This is a genomic window from Pseudomonas sp. 7SR1, assembly GCF_900156465.1.
In the GTDB taxonomy this organism is placed as follows: domain Bacteria; phylum Pseudomonadota; class Gammaproteobacteria; order Pseudomonadales; family Pseudomonadaceae; genus Aquipseudomonas.
The window spans coordinates 696,158-713,421 of the sequence record NZ_LT707064.1 but is presented as its reverse complement, the minus strand read 5'-3'; the positions used below and the strand labels follow the sequence as shown (position 1 = coordinate 713,421).

General features: G+C 59.1%; 15 protein-coding genes and 1 other RNA gene. 6 read left to right on the top strand and 10 right to left on the bottom strand.

Annotation, left to right across the window (positions count from 1 at the left end; all coding sequences use genetic code 11):
• Positions 1 to 185 precede the first annotated feature (185 nt).
• Positions 186 to 1,235 (bottom strand): DNA cytosine methyltransferase, encoded by a 1,050-nt coding sequence (locus BW992_RS03415; protein WP_076405596.1) that lies wholly within the window; start codon positions 1,233 to 1,235, stop codon positions 186 to 188.
• A 118-nt stretch (positions 1,236 to 1,353) separates the two neighbouring features.
• Between BW992_RS03415 and BW992_RS03410 the strand changes: the two genes are divergently transcribed.
• The gene (locus tag BW992_RS03410; protein ID WP_076405594.1) at positions 1,354 to 2,715 is read left to right on the top strand and encodes an ATP-binding protein; all 1,362 of its coding nucleotides are present in this window, start codon (positions 1,354 to 1,356) and stop codon (positions 2,713 to 2,715) included.
• On the top strand, positions 2,715 to 3,680 hold the full coding sequence (locus tag BW992_RS03405; protein ID WP_076405591.1) for an O-methyltransferase: 966 nt from the start codon (positions 2,715 to 2,717) through the stop codon (positions 3,678 to 3,680). The genes BW992_RS03410 and BW992_RS03405 overlap by 1 nt, the downstream gene beginning before the upstream one ends.
• 594 nt (positions 3,681 to 4,274) lie before the next feature.
• Here BW992_RS03405 and ssrA read toward each other — a convergent pair.
• The 7 genes from ssrA to BW992_RS03370 form a co-directional block, all read right to left on the bottom strand.
• Positions 4,275 to 4,668, bottom strand: a transfer-messenger RNA (tmRNA) gene (gene ssrA, locus BW992_RS03400).
• A gap of 96 nt (positions 4,669 to 4,764) precedes the next feature.
• Entirely contained in the window at positions 4,765 to 5,055 is a 291-nt protein-coding gene (locus BW992_RS03395; protein ID WP_072388604.1) for a hypothetical protein, read from the bottom strand.
• A 114-nt stretch (positions 5,056 to 5,169) separates the two neighbouring features.
• On the bottom strand, positions 5,170 to 7,980 hold the full coding sequence (locus BW992_RS03390; protein ID WP_076405588.1) for an FAD-binding and (Fe-S)-binding domain-containing protein: 2,811 nt from the start codon (positions 7,978 to 7,980) through the stop codon (positions 5,170 to 5,172).
• Complete coding sequence (locus BW992_RS03385) at positions 7,977 to 8,648, bottom strand: LutC/YkgG family protein (RefSeq protein WP_072388599.1); 672 nt, start codon at positions 8,646 to 8,648, stop codon at positions 7,977 to 7,979. The genes BW992_RS03390 and BW992_RS03385 overlap by 4 nt, the downstream gene beginning before the upstream one ends.
• The gene (locus BW992_RS03380; RefSeq protein ID WP_072388597.1) at positions 8,645 to 10,102 is read right to left on the bottom strand and encodes a LutB/LldF family L-lactate oxidation iron-sulfur protein; all 1,458 of its coding nucleotides are present in this window, start codon (positions 10,100 to 10,102) and stop codon (positions 8,645 to 8,647) included. Before BW992_RS03380 ends, BW992_RS03385 begins: the two co-directional genes overlap by 4 nt.
• A complete protein-coding gene (locus tag BW992_RS03375) occupies positions 10,099 to 10,923 on the bottom strand; it encodes a (Fe-S)-binding protein (protein WP_072388595.1) in 825 nt (274 codons plus the stop codon). Before BW992_RS03375 ends, BW992_RS03380 begins: the two co-directional genes overlap by 4 nt.
• Before the next feature lie 150 nt (positions 10,924 to 11,073).
• Positions 11,074 to 12,765, bottom strand: coding sequence for a lactate permease LctP family transporter (locus BW992_RS03370; RefSeq protein WP_076405586.1), 1,692 nt, complete (start codon positions 12,763 to 12,765; stop codon positions 11,074 to 11,076).
• A gap of 264 nt (positions 12,766 to 13,029) precedes the next feature.
• On the opposite strand from BW992_RS03370, the gene BW992_RS03365 reads away from it, so the two are divergent.
• Entirely contained in the window at positions 13,030 to 13,797 is a 768-nt protein-coding gene (locus tag BW992_RS03365; protein WP_072388591.1) for an FCD domain-containing protein, read from the top strand.
• A 115-nt stretch (positions 13,798 to 13,912) separates the two neighbouring features.
• Here BW992_RS03365 and smpB read toward each other — a convergent pair whose 3' ends face one another.
• Complete coding sequence (gene smpB, locus BW992_RS03360; protein ID WP_072388589.1) at positions 13,913 to 14,395, bottom strand: SsrA-binding protein SmpB; 483 nt, start codon at positions 14,393 to 14,395, stop codon at positions 13,913 to 13,915.
• A gap of 118 nt (positions 14,396 to 14,513) precedes the next feature.
• Between smpB and BW992_RS03355 the strand changes: the two genes are divergently transcribed.
• From BW992_RS03355 to BW992_RS03345, 3 genes are read left to right on the top strand one after another with little or no spacing between them, the layout of a single operon-like run.
• The gene (locus BW992_RS03355; protein ID WP_072388587.1) at positions 14,514 to 15,917 is read left to right on the top strand and encodes a sodium-dependent transporter; all 1,404 of its coding nucleotides are present in this window, start codon (positions 14,514 to 14,516) and stop codon (positions 15,915 to 15,917) included.
• A 7-nt stretch (positions 15,918 to 15,924) separates the two neighbouring features.
• Positions 15,925 to 16,368 carry a type II toxin-antitoxin system RatA family toxin gene (locus tag BW992_RS03350; RefSeq protein ID WP_072388585.1) on the top strand — a complete coding sequence of 148 codons (444 nt, stop codon included), beginning with the start codon at positions 15,925 to 15,927 and terminating at the stop codon, positions 16,366 to 16,368.
• Positions 16,365 to 16,667: an RnfH family protein gene (locus BW992_RS03345; protein ID WP_072388583.1), complete on the top strand. Its 303-nt coding sequence runs from the start codon at positions 16,365 to 16,367 to the stop codon at positions 16,665 to 16,667. The genes BW992_RS03350 and BW992_RS03345 overlap by 4 nt, the downstream gene beginning before the upstream one ends.
• 61 nt (positions 16,668 to 16,728) lie before the next feature.
• Here the strand turns inward: BW992_RS03345 and BW992_RS03340 are convergent, their stop codons facing one another.
• Complete coding sequence (locus BW992_RS03340) at positions 16,729 to 17,256, bottom strand: outer membrane protein assembly factor BamE (RefSeq protein WP_072458706.1); 528 nt, start codon at positions 17,254 to 17,256, stop codon at positions 16,729 to 16,731.
• Positions 17,257 to 17,264 lie beyond the last annotated feature (8 nt).

The window sequence follows — 17,264 nt, the reverse complement described above, 5'->3', positions numbered from 1 at the left end:
GCGCTCCCAACGTAGGGCCCTGCCTTTTCGTCAGCAGGTTCTACGTTGCAGGAATTAGAGCCCCTTTTTTGAAGACGCCATCCTATGGATGGCGTTTTTTTGCGCCTAGCCGGGCAATAAGGCACGCGACCAAACTAGACTGCTCTCCAGAGCCTGTTCAGGCGGGCCCTGTGACCGGCATCTGATTAGAGAAGGTGCTTAATCCTGGTCAGCAATGCCTCAGCGATTATTGGAGAGACGCTGTTGCCGATCATCCTGAAGCTGTGCCAAGTCGTTGGATGAAAGATAAAGTCGTCATGAAAACCTTGTAATCGCGCTGCCTCTCTCGGCGTGATCACTCTATCCTCGTCCGGGTGCAGTGGCCGAACCGCCTGATAGGAGCCACGATCACTTCCGGTTCCCGCGCGCAGGGTAGGACAAAGGCCACACCACTCAAGCCGCTTGTGCTTACCAACGGTATCCACGCCCCCTTGGGGAACCGTAGAAAACCGCATTTTAGTCTCTGCCTTGTGCACCGTACGCTGGTGGCCAGTGAACGAACCAGATTTGGCGCGCATGCGCTTTGCGTATTCCGACAGCTTTCGACTTTTCCCGTACACCCACTGACTGCCCCCTCCACCAGCTCCCAAAGGTACGGAGTTTTTCAAGTCGTTGATGGCATCAAGGACCGTAGTAGAGAACGAAGCCGACTCGGTAAGGTAGCCAAGATCGGGAGGGCTGAGCTTTAGTGAGTTGAACCCGAATACGAACACCCTCTTCCGCTTCGTCGGGGCCCCAAAATTAGAGGCATCCAGAATGACCGGGCCAAGGACTTTCCAGTGGCTACCGAGTCGACTCAGCCCTTCATCTAGAACAGGCCTATTCTCAGGGAATGCCAAGCCAGGCACGTTCTCCATGACAAAGAATTTGGGCTGGACCTCCTCGACTATGCGGAAAAAATGGCCCACAAGTGATCGCCTAGGGTCGTCAGGAAGCCGCTTCCCAATGCTACTGAAGGCTTGACAGGGTGGGCCACCTACGATGCCGTCAACACCCTCGGGCATGTAGGGGCGGATATTCTCCCATGTCAACGTCGATACGTCGGCGTGAAGAAAAGGGGTTGTAGGAAAATTGACAGGGAATGAGCTTGAGAGGATCGGGTCGATGTCCACAGCCAAGCAGGTCTTGAAGCCGGCATTTTGGGAGCCGAGCGCTAGCCCGCCGCATCCACTAAAAAGGTCGAGTAGGGTAGGCATAATCAGAAGTCCATTAGCATTGGCACAGCATACGTGATCAGAAGTTTTTTGTCGATCGTGAAGGCTAGCGAAAAGCCAGCAAAGCGGTCATTATCGCCGAAGAGACCGGAGGTACATGATGGCTGAAACGGACGCCCCACAACGCAAGGAAATCAACGCAGAGCCTACGAAAGCGTTCTTCGTAGACATGCTGACCCGCGATATTCCACTTGAACAGGCTGTGCTCGATCTAGTCGACAACTGCGTCGATGGAGCCAAAAGAATAGCCGCAGGCCGGGAAAGCGACGCTACTCGCCCTTACGATGGATGTAAGGTCGAAATCGTGCTTAACAGTCACCAGTTCAGCATTTACGACAATTGTGGCGGATTCGATGTCGAAACTGCTCAGGAGTATGCGTTTCGCTTCGGTAGGCCCGCGGCTGCCACTAGAACTGCACACTCTATCGGCCAATTTGGCGTGGGCATGAAGCGGGCGCTGTTCAAATTCGGACGCCATTTCAGAGTTGAGTCATCGACCTCAGCAGAAACATGGGCTGTAGATGTTGACGTTGAACAGTGGGAGGCTGAGACCGGTGGCTGGAGTTTCCCTTGGGCCGAAGTCCAATCCGACAAAATTGGACAAGACAAGCCTGGGACTGACATCTTAGTAACCAAACTGCGGCGAGAAGTTGCAGCAAAATTTGGTACAACTTACTTCGTCAACTCAATTATAGGTCTAATCAAGTCAAAACACCGGCAATTTATTTCAGACGGCCTAGATATCAAGGTTAACGATACCCGAATCGACGCAACGAATATTTATCTACTTGTTAGCGATGGGTTTACGCCTGGAACCGACATTTTAGAGTTCAGCGAAGATGGCGCCGCTACCGTTACAGCGAAGATCATCGTAGGCTTAGGAAAGTCGTCTCCGAAGGAGGCTGGTTGGAACGTTATATGTAATGGTCGGGTCGTCTTGGAAGCAGACCGCAGGCCGCAAACCGGCTGGGGTTTATTGGAAGAAAATGCAGAGAGGATGATAATCCCCAGCTTCCACAACCAGTTCGCCAGGTTCCGAGGCATAGTTTCATTCGACTCAGATGACTCATCTCGAATTCCTTGGAACACGACCAAAACCGATGTGGACGTAGACAGTAATGTTTGGCGATCAACATTCCAGCGTATGCTGGAAATGATGAGACCGGTAATCGATTTCCTCAACGAGCTGGACGCTGATATTGACGAGAACACCAAAGAGAAGAGCCCTCTTTTGGAACTCATCACCAAAGCAGCCCCCCAAGGCCCGGAGACGTTCCAGAAAAAAGCGGACTTCACCGCACCCAACAGAAGCTCAGTTGCTAGGGGGCCGAAGTTGATCAAAATACAATTCTCTCGAACAGTTGATGACGTTGAGTTCCTACAAGATGCGTTAGGGGTAACATCAGCAAAGGCTGTAGGTGAGACTTGCTTCGACATGGTTCTGACGAGGCAGCGCGACTGATGAGCGGAAGCTTCCGAAAAATCGACTATTCTTTACGGCCAGCTAAACACGCCGAGAGAAAAATGTTAGTTGACGTTCTTCGTCGGCTTACTCCATTCCAAGCAGTGGAGGACTATTGCTATATTGGATTCGGGTCGGTCTGGTTTTCGGATTTCATTTTATTTCACCGCATGCTTGGTATAAATAAAATGATATCTATTGAGCAGGCTGAGGGGGCTCGGGCCCGATTCGAAGAAAATAGGCCGTTCAACATCAATATCGAATTCGGAAATTCATCCACCGTTCTACCTCGGCTAGATTGGTCGGAGCGAGTTATTGCGTGGCTCGATTACGACGATCCTCTAGAGCCAGGAATGCTGCAAGATGTTCGGTCAGTCGCAAACCGGGTCCGTTCTGGCTCGGTTTTAGCCGTATCGGTCCAATGTGTTAAGGCTCCGTCTCTAATCGATTATCAGCGGGATACGGACGAAGGCAAAATGATCGCGATCGAGCGTTTTAGGCAAACATTTGGTCGAGAACGAGTTCCAGATGACGCACGAGACGATGATCTTGCGGGGTGGCCCTATGGGACTCTTAGCCGGAAAATGCTGATAACTGAGATCGAATTGGCTCTAGCCGAACGCAACCTGAGTGCTGGCACGACCCTCCGATTCGAATCAATTTGCGAGATCGAATATCAAGACGATGCTCGAATGTGCACCCTCGTTGGAGCGTTTGTCGACGAGGACGAAATCCATCGACTTGAGGCATGTGCTTTTGAGCGGCTCGACTTCATGCCGGCAACGCAAAAACCTATTCGAATTGAAATGCCGAAGTTGACAATTCGAGAGCTTCGAAAAATTGAGCAACAGCTTCCTAAACCTGTAGACCGAGAGCTGGACCTGGGCTCAATACCCGCATCCGACGCGGAGAAATTTTGCCGGATGTACAGATATCTTCCGAACTTTGCAGTAATGGAAATCTGAATAGATTGTAGCAGGCAAGGATAGTCCTCGCCTCATTCAACCTCATTCAAAGCTACAAACCCGCCTCGCTCAGCAGCGACGACGGATTGCATCCCAAGGCCGTCGAAATTTTCACGATGTTCAAGAACGTCACGTTGTAGTGGTCAACTAATCCCGGACACGACGTTAAGTTTTTCCTCGGCCCGCGCTGGTGCCAACCCATCGTTGAATTGATGAGGCCGAATCCAGTTGTACCGATGCATTAAAAAATGGTTTCGCGCAGCTTTTCAAGGCCCGAGCGGCTCTTATCAAAGCAGTGCTGCAGAGAGATGTGGCTGATCAGGTACTTCTTGGGGGCATGTGTCGGCATTTGTGGGTCTCTGTGTGTAAGCCGACACAGATTTAATACCCCTGACAGACCGCTGTGGCGCGATTTCAAACCGGAAAAGCGTCGGAAAGCGCTTTGCCTGATGTGAGGTAAAGATGGCAGTCGCGGATGGGCTTCGCGGGAAGGGAGGCTGTCATAAAGCTGGCATTACCCAACCAAAACGGCCCTAAGAGACACAAAAAAGGCACTGTAGCTATTCGCTAAGTGCCTGATTTATAAAGCTAAATTGGTGGAGCCGGGGGGATTTGAACCCCCGTCCGCCAGTACTCCGCTGTCGGTACTACATGCGTAGCCGTGTCTATTGAGTTAACCCTCAGCGACCCGACGGGCAGGGTGCTTTGGGCGAGTTGTGTAAGTTTTAGCCGCTTCGTCCACAACGTACTGCACGGCGATTCTGTTCTATATGACAATCATTTTGGGTTTACAGACATCCCCTGATGATTGCTGGACCCGAAGGTACCAGAAGGGAAGAGCTAAGGCTGCTTACGCAGCGAGAGCGTAATCCCCGTAGGTTTCGTCATTGGCAACTATAGGAAGTTGCAACAGTGGATTTACGAGTTCTGTTACCAACTCGGCATGCACCTAAAGTTTCGCAACCGGCGTCGAATCCTGAACGGCCCCGGACCTGTCACTCCGGTAGAGCATTGGAGCGGCAGGCGTGTGCAGAGTGTACGCCAATCCGGGCCGGAGGCCAACCCGAAGGTTGGCCGTCAACGGTCAGGAGCTTTTACCGTCCTTGCTCACCTTCTGGATTTCCTGAAGGGTCTGGGTGGTCTCGCTGATGCATTTCTTGGTGCCTTCCTCACTGTGCTGGGCCTGGTGGGCCTTGGCTTGCTGGAGGCTGGCCTCGACGCGCGCTTCGAGGTCGGAGCCCTGGACCTGGGTCTTGGCGTTCTCGATGGTTTTGATATTGGTCTCGCACAAGTCGTCCGAGCCGCCGGCGGCGAACGAGGGGGAGGCGAGGATGGAGGCAGTGACGAACAGACCTAGCAGTGCAGAGCGTTTCATGTGTCTCTCCTTGAACCGAAGGCTCACGCCATCAGTACTACCAATTGAGGGAGGTCCCGCGTTTGCGGGACTTGATCAATGGACTGCGGGCGTTCGCCAGGGTTCTATTTTTCTTTACCTCGCCCTGGCCTGGGTGACTCGGTCCACCAGGTAGACCAGCCCGTGGTAGTCGATGGCGCCGTGTTGCGTAAGGCCGATTTCACAGGTGCGGCTGGTGGAAATTCCTTCGCTGCAGTGCTGCACGGCGTCCTTGAGGGTACGCAGTGAATGGGCGTTCAGTTCCGGGGTGGTGAAGCCTTTGTCGCCGGCAAAGCCACAGCAGTGGATACCTTCGGGAATCACCACGTTCTTGCTGCATTTTCGCGCCAGGTCGATCAGGGCCTGGCTTTCGCCCAGGTGTTGCGTGCTGCAGGTGACATGCACGGCGATCGGGGCTTCCTGTGGCGTGAACTCCAGGCGGTCCATCAGGTGGGTGCGGATGAAACGCACCGGGTCGTACAGGTCCAGGCGTACGTCGCCGAGGTCCTGGACCAGGCGCAGCGTGCAGGGGCTGGTGTCGCAATAGATCGGGTCGAGCCCGCCACGGCTGGCATGCAGCAGTGCGCCGATCATTTCCTGGCGTTTGTCTTCGGCTTGCTCGGCATACCCTTTGGACGCGAATGGCTGGCCGCAGCAAAGGTTGTCCACATTGTCCGGAAAGACGACTTGATAACCGGCCTTTTCCAGCAGCCGTTGAGTCTTTTCGTACAGGGACGTCTGTTCCTTGTCCCCTGCGGCCGGCCCCATGGCGCGGGATACGCATGCAGCCAGATACACCACTCTCGGGCGTTCGTCCGCCACAGCGGGGCTGAAGCGGATGGGGCGTTCCGGCTGCGGCATGGCGTTGGTCCATTGCGGAACCCGGCCCTTGGACAACCGGTTCAGCCCACCGGACAGACGGGTCAGGCGCGGCGCTCCCAGCAGCATGCGCGCGCCATTGGCGACGTGCAGCGTGAAGCGGGCACCCTGCAAGGCAGTGGCGAAATTACTCGCAAGCCAATCGGCGGTTTTCTTACGGGTTGCGGTACGCCCTCGCAGTTTTTTCACCAGCTCGCCGGTGTTGATGCCCACCGGACAACGTTGGGCGCACAGCCCGGTGGCGGCGCAGGTGTCGATGCCCTGGTATTGATAGGCCGTTTCCAGCGCCGAAGTGTCGATGCCGGAGCTTTTTTTCGCCTGGATGTCGCGCCATATCACGATGCGCTGGCGCGGGCTCAAGGTCAGGTCCTTGGACGGGCACACCGGCTCGCAGAAGCCGCATTCGATGCACTTGTCGACGATCTCGTCGGCGGCCGGCAGCGGCTTGAGGTGCTTGAGGTGGATCTGCGGGTCTTCGCTCAGGACCACGTCGGGGTTGAGGATGCCGTTGGGGTCGAGCAAACGCTTGAGGCGCCACATCAGCTGGTAGGCATCGCTGCCCCATTCCAGTTCGACGAACGGTGCCATGTTGCGTCCGGTACCGTGTTCGGCCTTCAGCGAGCCGCCGAATTCCACCGCCACCAGATGGGCCACGTCATCCATGAACGCCTGGTAGCGTGCGACTTCTTCCGGGTTGTTGAAGCCTTGAGTGAAGACAAAGTGCAGATTGCCTTCCAGTGCGTGTCCGAACAGGATCGCTTCGTCGTAGTGATGTTTATCGAACAGTTCGATCAGGCGATTCACGCCCACGGCCAGTTGTTCCACCGGGAACGTGACGTCCTCGATGATCACTGTGGTGCCGGTTTTGCGCACCGCGCCCACGGCGGGGAAGGTGTCCTTGCGGATGGCCCAGAGCCGGGCGTTTTCCTTCGGGTCTTCGGTAAAGTCGATGCGTTTTTCCACCGGGAAACTGGCCAGGGAGGCCATGATCCGGGCGAGCTGTTCCTGTAGGAGGGGTGACGAAGCCGCGCGGGATTCGATCAGCAGGGCACAGGCCTGGGGCGAAAGGTGTTGTACGAAATCGGGCATGCCGGGTTTGTCCTGCACTGAACGCAGGCTGCGACGATCCAGCAGTTCCACCGCCGATACGGGTTGGCTTTTCAGGACGGTGACCGCGTTGCAGCAGGTCTCCACATCCGGGAACACGATCAGCGCCGATGCCTTGTGCGGGTGGTCGACAACGGTGTTGTAGGTCACTGCGCTGATAAAGCCCAGGGTGCCTTCGGAGCCCACCAGCAGATGGCTCAGGATGTCCAGAGGATCGTCGAAATCCACCAGGGCGTTGAGTGACAGGCCGGTGGTATTTTTCAGACGATATTTATGGCGAATTCGGGCGGCCAATTCTGTGTTGGCGCGGGTTTCGCGACCGAGGGTCGTCAACTGCTCCAGCAGGTCGCCATGGCTTGTGCGAAAGGCCGCCACGCTGCTGTCGTCTTCGGTATCGAGGCGAGTGCCATCGGCCAGTACCAGGCGGATGCCGGCCAGGGTGTGATAGGTGTTCTGGGCCGTGCCGCAGCACATGCCGCTGGCGTTGTTGGCGACGATGCCGCCGATCTTGCAGGCGTTGATGGACGCCGGATCCGGGCCGATCTTGCGCCCGAACGGGGCCAGCCAGGCGTTGGCCTGGGCGCCGATCACGCCGGGCTGCAAGCGGATCTGGGAGCCTTGTTCGCGAATCTCGCGACCGTTCCAGTTGTCCCCCAGCACGATCAGCACCGAGTCGCTGATGGCTTGTCCGGACAGGCTGGTGCCGGCGGCACGGAAGGTGACGGGCACCTGGTCGCGCTGGGCCAGTTGCAACAGCGCCACCACTTCGTCTTCGCTCTCGACCCGCACCACGAGTTTGGGAATCAGCCGGTAGAAGCTGGCGTCGGTACCGAAGGCCAGCGTCGACAGCGGGTCGTCGAAACGTCGCTTGGGTGGGATCAGTTGGTGTACGTCACGCAGAAAGGGGGCCGGAAGGGTCATTGGTCCTCCAGAATCAGTACCACCAGATCCTTCGGGCCGTGGGCGCCGTAGGCCAGGACTTGTTCGATGTCGGCGGTTTTCGAGGGGCCCGACACCAGCAGGGCGTTGGTGGGCATGCCTTGGGCCCAGGCGAATTCCTGCTGCACTTCGTAGAAGTTGTCACGGATCTCGCTGGCCTTGAGCAGGGCGAAATGCACCGGTGGCACCAGGCTCATCAACCGGGGCTCTTCCCGCGTTGGCCAGAGAATCAGGCTGCCGGTGGCGGCGATGGCACCGAGGGTGCCGGTGAGGCTGGCAGGGGTGTCGTTGAACAGCTCGGCTTTCCATTCCTCCACCGGCCGGTCGTAGGCCTTGAGAGGTGGCAGGTCCGGATTGTTCGCCCAGAATTGCGTGATTCTTTGCCCGTGTGGTGTGCTCGGCGCAATGAGCAGGCTGGGCAACTGACGGTCGCGCAGTAGCTGCGCCAGCAACGCTGGCCAACCTTCGCCGCTGGTGAGGTGGATCTCGGTGTGCACAGCCTCCATCAGCTTACGCAGTTGAGGGATGCGTTCCTCAGGCGCATAGCGATAGGTCTGGGTCACCAGCTCGACATCGAAGTTGTCGGCAACCGGCGTGGTGCCGGTCAGGCTTTTGCGCAGCTTGGCGAGGATATTCTGCTTGGCGCTCATCGACGGTCTCCCTGCGGGTTCAGGTGTTCGCGGGCCAGGTCATGCAATGAGCGGGCGGCGGGTTTGGGGGCGCTGTGGTTCTGAGTCCATGGGCCGACGTTGCGGGGCGTCAGGGCGCGCAGGCGCGTGGCGAGGTAGGCGAACAGCCGGTACAGCCGCGGCGAGCTGTTGAGCCGGGCCCAGGCATTCCAGATGAACCGTTCCCTGGGCGAATATTTGCTGCCCTGGCCGCGCATCACCTGGTGGGGGCTGTCCGGTGCCTTGACGTTCTCTTCCCGCAGCCGGCGCAGCAAGGCCGGAATCGGGATCTTCACCGGGCACACTTCGCCACAGGCGCCGCACAGCGAGGAGGCGCTCGGGTGGTCCGGCACCTTGGCGAGGCCGACCATGTGGGGCGTGATGATTTTTCCGATAGGCCCTGGGTAAACCTCGCCATAGGCGTGGCCGCCGATTCGGGTATAGACCGGGCAATGGTTCATACAGGCGCCGCAGCGGATGCAGTTCAGGGTCTGGCGCAGTTCGCTGTCGGCAAAGGCCTGGCTGCGTCCGTTGTCCAGCAGCACCAGGTGGACTTCCTGGGGGCCGTCCAGCTCCTGGGCCTTGCGCGGGCCGGAGATCATGTTGACGTAGGTGGTGATGGGCTGGCCGAGGGCGGAGCGGGTCAGCAGCGACAGCAGCGGCACCACGTCCCGCAGGTTTTCCACCACTTTCTCGATGCCGGTTACGGCAATGTGCACCGGTGGCACGGTGGTGGACATCCGTCCATTCCCCTCGTTTTCCACCAGCAGCAGCGTACCGGTCTCGGCGACGGCGAAGTTGACGCCCGAGACGCCGATGTCGGCCTCGAAGAATTTCTGCCGCAAGACCCTGCGGCCGATCTGGATGAGCTGGTCGACGTCCTTGGTGTATTCCACGCCGAGTTTGTCGTGGAACAAGGACGCGACCTGACCGGCATTCTTGTGGATCGCCGGCATAATGATGTGTGAAGGCTTCTCGTGATCGAGTTGGACGATGAACTCGCCCATGTCCGATTCCAGGCATTCAATGCCTTGAGCCGCGAGGACATGGTTCATCTCCATCTCTTCGCTGACCATCGATTTGCCCTTGATCACTTGCCGCGCCTCGTGAGCGCGGATGATCGAAAGGACGATGCCATTGGCTTCGTCCACCGTTTCCGCCCAGTGTACTTTCACACCGTTGCGGGTCAGGTTGCTTTCAAGCTGCTCGAGCAGGTCGGGCAGCTTCGATAACGCACGGGCGCGGACCGCATTGCCCAGCACCCGCAGGTGTTCCCTTTCGTGGGCGTCGCTGAAGGACGTCGCCCGCTTGGTCATCAGTGAATCCATCGCACTGCGAAAGTTGTTTCGCAGTTGCGTGTCGTCCAGGGCCTTGTGGGCCCGGGCGCGAAAATCTTCCGACACCTCAACGGTGGGAATCAGCGTCGGCGTGCTCATGCCACACCTCCGGTACGCTGCCAGAGGAAGCTTGCCAAGTGTTGGCCGCGCAGCGCCTCCTGCTGTTTTTCCAACGCGCCGTTGATGTTCATCAGGCAACCGCAGTCGGCACTGACGACCTGATGCGCGCCGGATTCCTTCAGCGCCCGGGTCTTGTCGGCCACCATCGCTCCGGAAATATCCGGCATGCGAACGCTGAAGGTCCCACCAAAACCACAGCATTCACTTTCGTGGCTGTGTTCGACTCGTTCCACGTTGCACAACTGCGCCAACAACGCCCGGCCGTGCAGGTGGGTGTTCATTTCCCGTCGTGCCGAGCAGGACGTGTGCAACGCGACCTTCGTCGGCTGCCCGCTGTCCTTGAGCTGCACCTTGCAGACGAACAGCAGGAACTCCGCCAGCTCATAGGTCCGTGCGGCCAGGGCCTGGATCTGCCGGAGCGTGTCGGGCTCGTCCTTGAACAGATCGGCGTAGTGCTCGCGGATCATGCCGGCGCAGGATCCCGATGGCACCACTACCGGACAGTCTTCGGCAAACAGGGCCAGCTGCGCTCGCGCCACCGTCCGGGCCTGCTCGGTGTATCCCGAGGTGTAGGCCGGTTGCCCGCAACAGGTCTGCCCTTGCGGGTACTCCACCCGGATGCCTTCACGCTCCAGCAGGTGAATCGCGTCCATCCCGGCTTCGGGATAGAACAGGTCCACCACGCAGGTCCCGAAGAGGTAGACCCGTTGCGGTTTCTCGCTGGGGTACTGCCGGGGTTCGGGCAATGGCGGGGCGACACGGGTCGCGTTCGGCACGGCGTTGTAAAAAAGCTCGCTCATCAGGCGTGTCTCCGGGTGGTCCCGGTTATCCGTCCGCTGAGGCTGCTGAATATAGAGGGGATATCTTTCAGCAGCCTTGCAGACCCGGTTATCGATAGCAAACGCCGAATCGTGGTTCGGCGTCGGTTCTTTCAGTGTTGCCTGTCTTGATCAGTGCACCAGCATGCCGGTGAACCAGTAGGCCTGGGCCAAGGTGATCAAGCCGACGATCGTTGCAAAGAATAGGCTGTGTTTGAGGGTGAAACGGAACAGGTCCGACTCCTTGCCTACCAGCCCGGTTGCTGCGCAGGCCACTGCGATCGATTGCGGCGAGATCATCTTGCCGGTCACGCCGCCGCTGGTGTTGGCCGCCACCAACAGGGTGTCGTTGACGCCGATCTGGTGAGCGGTGGTGGCTTGCAACGAACTGAACAGCGCGTTGGAGGAAGTATCGGAACCGGTCAGGAACACGCCCAGCCAGCCCAGGAACGGCGAAAAGAACGGGAACGCCGCGCCGGTACCGGCCAGCACCAGGGCCATGGTGGAGGACATGCCCGAGTAGTTGGTGACGAAGGCGAACGCCAGCACCATGCCGATGGACAGGATCGGCCAGCGCAGCTCGAAGAACGTCTCTTTAAAAGTGGTCAGACCAGTTTTGAAATTGATTTTCAGCACCAGCATGGAGATGAGCGCCGAGAAGAAAATCGCGGTGCCGGTGGCGGAAATCGGATCGAGCTTGAACACGGCGGGAATGGCGGTGGGGGTGACCACGATGGGCGCGACCTTGACCACCATCTTGTCCAGGTGCGGGATGGCGAAGTTGAACACCCAGCCGTACATCGAGCCGCCCGCGGCGAACATCGCCTTGAACGGTTTCAGGGTCCAGATCGTGACCAGAACGGTGAGGATCAGGAAGGGCGACCAGGCCTTGATGATTTCGCCCAGACTGTAGGGGGAAGTGACTGTGCTGCGAGGCTGGCCGAAGCCGCCGACGCTGGCAACGGCCGCACCGACGCTGGTGCCGGCGATCTGGGCGCCTGCGGTGCGCTTGGGTTGCCAGACTTTCAGGAACAGTGTCAGGGAAATCAGGCTGGCCAGGGCCGAGGTGATGTCTGGCAGTTCCGGGCCGATGAAGTTGGAGGTGAAGTACTGGGTGATGGCGAAGCTCAAGCCCGCCACCAGCGCCGCCGGCCAGGTTTCCCGGACGCCGCGCAGGCCATCCATCATGAACACCAGCCAGAACGGCACGAACAGCGACAGCAATGGCAGTTGGCGACCGGTCATGGCGCCGATCTTGAAAGCATCGATCCCGGTGACCTGGCCGGCCACGATGATCGGGATGCCCAGCGCGCCGAACGCGACGGGCGCAGTGTTGGCGATCAGGCACAGGCCGGCGGCATACAGCGGGTTGAAGCCCAGGCCCACCAGCAAGGCGGCAGTGATGGCGACCGGTGCGCCGAAGCCGGCGGCACCTTCCAGGAATGCGCCGAAGCAGAAGCCGATCAGCAGCACTTGAAGGCGTTGGTCATCGGTGATCGACAGCACCGAGCTGCGGATGACTTCGAACTGGCCGCTCTTGACCGTCAGTTTGTAGAGGAACACGGCGGCGACGATGATCCAGGCGATCGGCCACAAGCCGTACGCGAAACCATAGCCGGCGGCGGCGAGCGCCATGTCCACCGGCATCTGGAAGGCAAGGATCGCTACGGCAATCGCCAGGGCCAGGGTGATGCTGCCGGCCACATGTCCCTTGAGGCGAAACACCGCCAGGGCCAGGAAGAAGAAAACGATGGGGATGACGGCCGCGAGAGCGGACAAGCCGAGACTGCCGAGCGGACTGTAGAGCTGTTGCCAGGTTTGCATGGTGGGTGGGCCCCTAATTGTTGTTGGTCAGGCACTGGTCAGCGGTTTTGGATAATTGGTAAGACCAATTTACAAGCGCTGTTGGCTAGGGTAAAAGCCTTGGTTGTCGTGTGTCAATTTGCCGCCCACAAAACTTTCGTCGAATAAGCGGTGCAGATCGCATCTGCTCCGCTCGGGCCGATGGCGTCTGGTGGGTGTGGTCGAGGCCCGGATAGGCCAGAATAGAGAGCCCGGCGAGCCGTCGGGACCGTGGAGAATCGAGTTATGGGGTTTGATCAGATTCGTCAGCGCCGTTTGTCTGACGATATTGTCGAGCGGCTTGAAGGAATGATCCTTGAAGGCACGCTGAAAGCGGGCGAACGGCTGCCGGCCGAGCGGACCCTGGCCGATCAGTTCGGCGTATCACGCCCTTCGTTGCGCGAGGCGATCCAGAAACTGGTCGCCAAGGGACTGCTGGTCAGTCGCCAGGGCGGTGGCAATTATGTGGTGGAGTCGCTGGGTTCGACCTTCAGCGACCCTTTGTTGCTGCTGTTGGAAAGCAACCCCGAGGCGCAACGGGACCTGCTGGAGTTTCGTCACACCTTGGAGGCCTCCTGTGCCTATTACGCCGCGTTGCGGGCCACTGAGGTGGACCGCGAGCGGCTGACAGCGGCGTTCGGTGAGTTGCAGGATTGCTATGCTCGCCACGACGAAGTGAGTCGAGCGGAGGAAGGCGCGGCGGATGCGCGTTTCCACCTGGCAATCGCCGAGGCCAGTCATAACGCGGTGTTGCTGCACACCATCCGTGGACTGTTCGATCTGCTCAAGCGCAACGTGGTGACCAACATCGGCGGCATGTACAAGCAGCGCAGCGAAACCCGCGACATGCTGATCAGCCAGCATCGTGAGTTGTATCAGGCGATCATGGACGGGCACGCCGAGCAGGCGCGAGAAGTGTCCAGCCGACATATCCTGTATGTGCAGGAAGTGCTGGACGAAGTGCGTCAGGAAGCGCAGCGGGTGGCGCGGGCGGAACGGCGCAAGGGAATATAGCGATGAAACCTGTGGGAGCGAGCCTGCGCGCGAATGCGGTGTGTCAGTCAAGGCAATGTTTACTGATCCACTGCAGTCGCGAGCAGACTCGCTCCCACATGCAATCTCGCGAAGGCTAGTCTTCCTTGCCCTTGTTGCGCACGGCGCGCTGCAGCTCGCGCCCGGCATCGCGCTCGCGCTCGGTGTCGCGCTTGTCGTATTCCTTCTTGCCCTTGCCCAGTGCGATCTCGCACTTGACCAGGTGCTTGCTCCAGTAGAACGACGTGCAGACACAGGCGTAACCCTTCTGCTGTACGGCAGCGAAGAGTTTTTCCAGCTCGCGCTTGTTGAGCAGCAATTTGCGGGTGCGCACCGGGTCGGCGATCACGTGGGTGCTGGCGGTGGTCAGCGGGGTGATATGACTGCCCAGCAGCCAGGCCTCGCCGTCCTTGAGCAGCACGTAGCTGTCGACCAGTTGCGCCTTGCCCGCGCGCAGGCTCTTTACTTCCCAACCGGCCAGGACCATGCCGGCCTCGAAACGTTGTTCGATGAAGTAGTCGTGTCGCGCCTTTTTATTTTGCGCGATGGTCCCTGTGGGGTGTTTCTTCTGTTTAGCCATAGGGGCGGCATTATAGGCAGTTGCGTGCGTGTCGGCTACGGTGAAGCAGCACGCTTGAGCACGTTGAGTGAATCCCGGACAATGCGGCCTCTTTTTTGAACGCTTGGGCGTGATAACGATGTCGACAGACAAGGTCTCTGTCCACGGCAGTTGGGCTAGCCGCTGGGTCTTCATACTCGCCGCCACCGGTTCGGCCGTGGGGTTGGGTAGTATCTGGAAATTCCCCTACATGGTCGGCGTCTACGGTGGCGGAGCCTTCGTACTGATGTTCCTGGCCTGCATCGCGCTCATCGGCGCGCCGGTGATGCTGGCCGAGACCCTCATCGGTCGTCGCGCCCGGCAGAGCCCGGCCAACGCCTTGAAGGTGTTGGCCGTGACGGCGGGGCACTCGGCCAAGTGGTCCTGGGGTGCCTTCGCCGGGATGATCACGGCGCTGCTGATCCTGTCGTTCTACAGTGTGGTGGGCGGCTGGTCGCTGGACTACATCATTAACATGGGGCGGGGTGACTTCCAGGGCTTGCCGCCCGATCAGGTGGGCGCCTACTTCGGCAATGTGATTGCCGATCCCTGGAGACTGACCCTCTGGCACACGATTTTCATGGTCCTCTCGGCGGTGGTGATCGCCCGGGGCGTGGTTGCGGGGCTGGAACGCAGCCTGCGGATCATGATGCCCTTGCTGTTCGTGATGATCCTGGTGCTGCTGGGGTACAGCATGACCACCGGGCACTTCATGGAAGGCCTGCACTTCATGTTCGATTTCTCTCCGGAGAAGGTCATGGACGGCTTGCTGCCAGCCATGGGGCATGCGTTTTTCTCTCTGAGCGTGGGGGTTGGCTCCATCATGATCTATGGCGCCTACATGCCCAAGAACGCCTCCCTTACCAGGACGGTGGTCGGGGTCGCGCTGCTGGACACCTTTGTCTCGTTGCTGGCCGGTGTGGCGTTGTTTCCGATCGTGTTCGCGGCGGGCCTGAACCCCAGCGAAGGGCCGGGACTGATGTTTGTCAGCCTGCCCTTTGCCTTCGGCAGCATGGCGTTCGGCCAGTTGATGGGGGTGGTGTTCTTTGTCCTGGTGGCCATCGCTGCCTGGAGCTCGGCTATTTCCCTGCTGGAACCGATGGTGGCTTATCTGGTTGAGCGGACCCGTCTCAGTCGTGCCTGGGTGACTTTCTGGCTGGCCTTCACCTGCTGGTTCGTTGGCCTGGGCACGGTGTTTTCCTTCAATATATGGAAGCAGGCCAAGTTTTTCGTGAACGAAGACGGGCTGTTCCGCCTCTATCAATGGGGAGCGACCGGAGGGCTGGATTTCTTCGGTGTGATTGATTTCTTCACCTCGCGGATCATGCTGCCACTGGGAGGCTTGTGTTTCGTAGTGTTTGCAGGGTGGATCATGGGGCGTGAAGCCGTACGCGATGAGTTGTCGCTGCGCAGCCCGGTGCTGTTCGCCGCGAGCCTGTTCCTGATGCGCTACGTGGCGCCCATCGGCATCCTCGTAGTGTTTGCCGCCCAGCTGTGGAAGTGACGCTTACATGACGACACATATTCAACGCTCGGCCTTGCTGCCCTACCCGGCGCAGGCGCTGTACGACCTGGTCAACGATGTGGCGAGCTACCCGCAGTTCTTGCCCTGGTGCTCATCGGCCGAGGTGCTTGAAAGCTCCGAAACCCACATGCGCGCCAGCCTCAATGTCGCCAAGGGCGGGCTGAGCCAGCATTTCGTCACGCGCAATACCCTGGTGCCGGGACAATCCATTGAAATGAACCTGGAAGAGGGGCCTTTCAATCAGCTCCATGGCATCTGGGTGTTCAAGCCGTTGGGTGACAAGGCCTGCAAGATCAGCCTGGATCTCTCGTTCGACTATGCGGGGCCGCTGGTGCGGGCCACGCTGGGGCCGTTGTTCAATCAGGCGGCCAACACCCTGGTCGATGCGTTCTGCCAGCGCGCCAAGCAGAATGCAGAGCTCAAGCGTTGATCGAGATAGAAGTGGTGTATGCCACCGCCGAGCGTCAGGTCCTGCGGGGCTTTGCCGTGCCGGAGGGGACCACGGTGCGCACCGCGCTGGAAACATCGGGCATGGCCCAGGCGTTTGCCGGACTGGACCTGGCGACCTGTCCGGTCGGTATCTTCGGCAAGGTGGTTGCCGATCCGGAACGCCAGGTGGTGCAGGCAGGCGATCGGCTCGAAATCTATCGACCATTGCTGGCAGATCCGAAAGAGATCCGCCGCTTGCGTGCGGCCAAGGCCGCCCAGGCGCGTCAGTCCAGTAAGTAGCCAAGGCTGTTTTACAGGCGATAAAAAACCCGGCATGCCGGGTTTTTTATTTAGATGCGGTTTATTGCGGCGACGTGTCCAGTGGCTCCGGTGTCGGGACCGGTACGGTCTCGACGCTGTCGACGTCCTTCTGGATCTGGTCCAGCAACGAGCCTGGCTTGGCCGGTTTTTCCGGTTCCTGCTGCTCGGTGTTCTTGGTCGGATCGGTGACGGTAGTACCGCTTTCCTTGCCCATGATGGCTTCGTCACGGCTTACGCCAGGCATGAAATCGCCCGACAGGCTGACGAGTTGGTCATTGGCATTGAAGATAACGCTGATGCGTTCCTGCTGGCGCTCACCGCCGCCAGGCTGCAAGCTGTAGAGATAATCCCAGCGATCGGCGTGGAACGTGTCGGTCAACAGGGGGTTACCCATGATAAACCGTACTTGCCGACGGGTCATTCCGGGGCGTAACTGGTCTATCATGTCCTGCGTGACGACATTGCCCTGCTGGATGTCGATTTTGTAAACCCCGGGGAATGAACAACCGGCGAGTGCGAGCAGTCCCACGAAGGTGAAACTGGTTAGCAAGAGCTTGGTGTTTTGCATCGGTGGGC

Coding starts and splice junctions, on each gene's coding strand:
- BW992_RS03415 (WP_076405596.1), bottom strand. CDS start 1,235: ATGCCTACCCTACTCGACCTTTTTAGTGGATGCGGCGGGCTAGCGCTC.
- BW992_RS03410 (WP_076405594.1), top strand. CDS start 1,354: ATGGCTGAAACGGACGCCCCACAACGCAAGGAAATCAACGCAGAGCCT.
- BW992_RS03405 (WP_076405591.1), top strand. CDS start 2,715: ATGAGCGGAAGCTTCCGAAAAATCGACTATTCTTTACGGCCAGCTAAA.
- BW992_RS03395 (WP_072388604.1), bottom strand. CDS start 5,055: ATGAAACGCTCTGCACTGCTAGGTCTGTTCGTCACTGCCTCCATCCTC.
- BW992_RS03390 (WP_076405588.1), bottom strand. CDS start 7,980: ATGACCCTTCCGGCCCCCTTTCTGCGTGACGTACACCAACTGATCCCA.
- BW992_RS03385 (WP_072388599.1), bottom strand. CDS start 8,648: ATGAGCGCCAAGCAGAATATCCTCGCCAAGCTGCGCAAAAGCCTGACC.
- BW992_RS03380 (WP_072388597.1), bottom strand. CDS start 10,102: ATGAGCACGCCGACGCTGATTCCCACCGTTGAGGTGTCGGAAGATTTT.
- BW992_RS03375 (WP_072388595.1), bottom strand. CDS start 10,923: ATGAGCGAGCTTTTTTACAACGCCGTGCCGAACGCGACCCGTGTCGCC.
- BW992_RS03370 (WP_076405586.1), bottom strand. CDS start 12,765: ATGCAAACCTGGCAACAGCTCTACAGTCCGCTCGGCAGTCTCGGCTTG.
- BW992_RS03365 (WP_072388591.1), top strand. CDS start 13,030: ATGGGGTTTGATCAGATTCGTCAGCGCCGTTTGTCTGACGATATTGTC.
- smpB (WP_072388589.1), bottom strand. CDS start 14,395: ATGGCTAAACAGAAGAAACACCCCACAGGGACCATCGCGCAAAATAAA.
- BW992_RS03355 (WP_072388587.1), top strand. CDS start 14,514: ATGTCGACAGACAAGGTCTCTGTCCACGGCAGTTGGGCTAGCCGCTGG.
- BW992_RS03350 (WP_072388585.1), top strand. CDS start 15,925: ATGACGACACATATTCAACGCTCGGCCTTGCTGCCCTACCCGGCGCAG.
- BW992_RS03340 (WP_072458706.1), bottom strand. CDS start 17,256: ATGCAAAACACCAAGCTCTTGCTAACCAGTTTCACCTTCGTGGGACTG.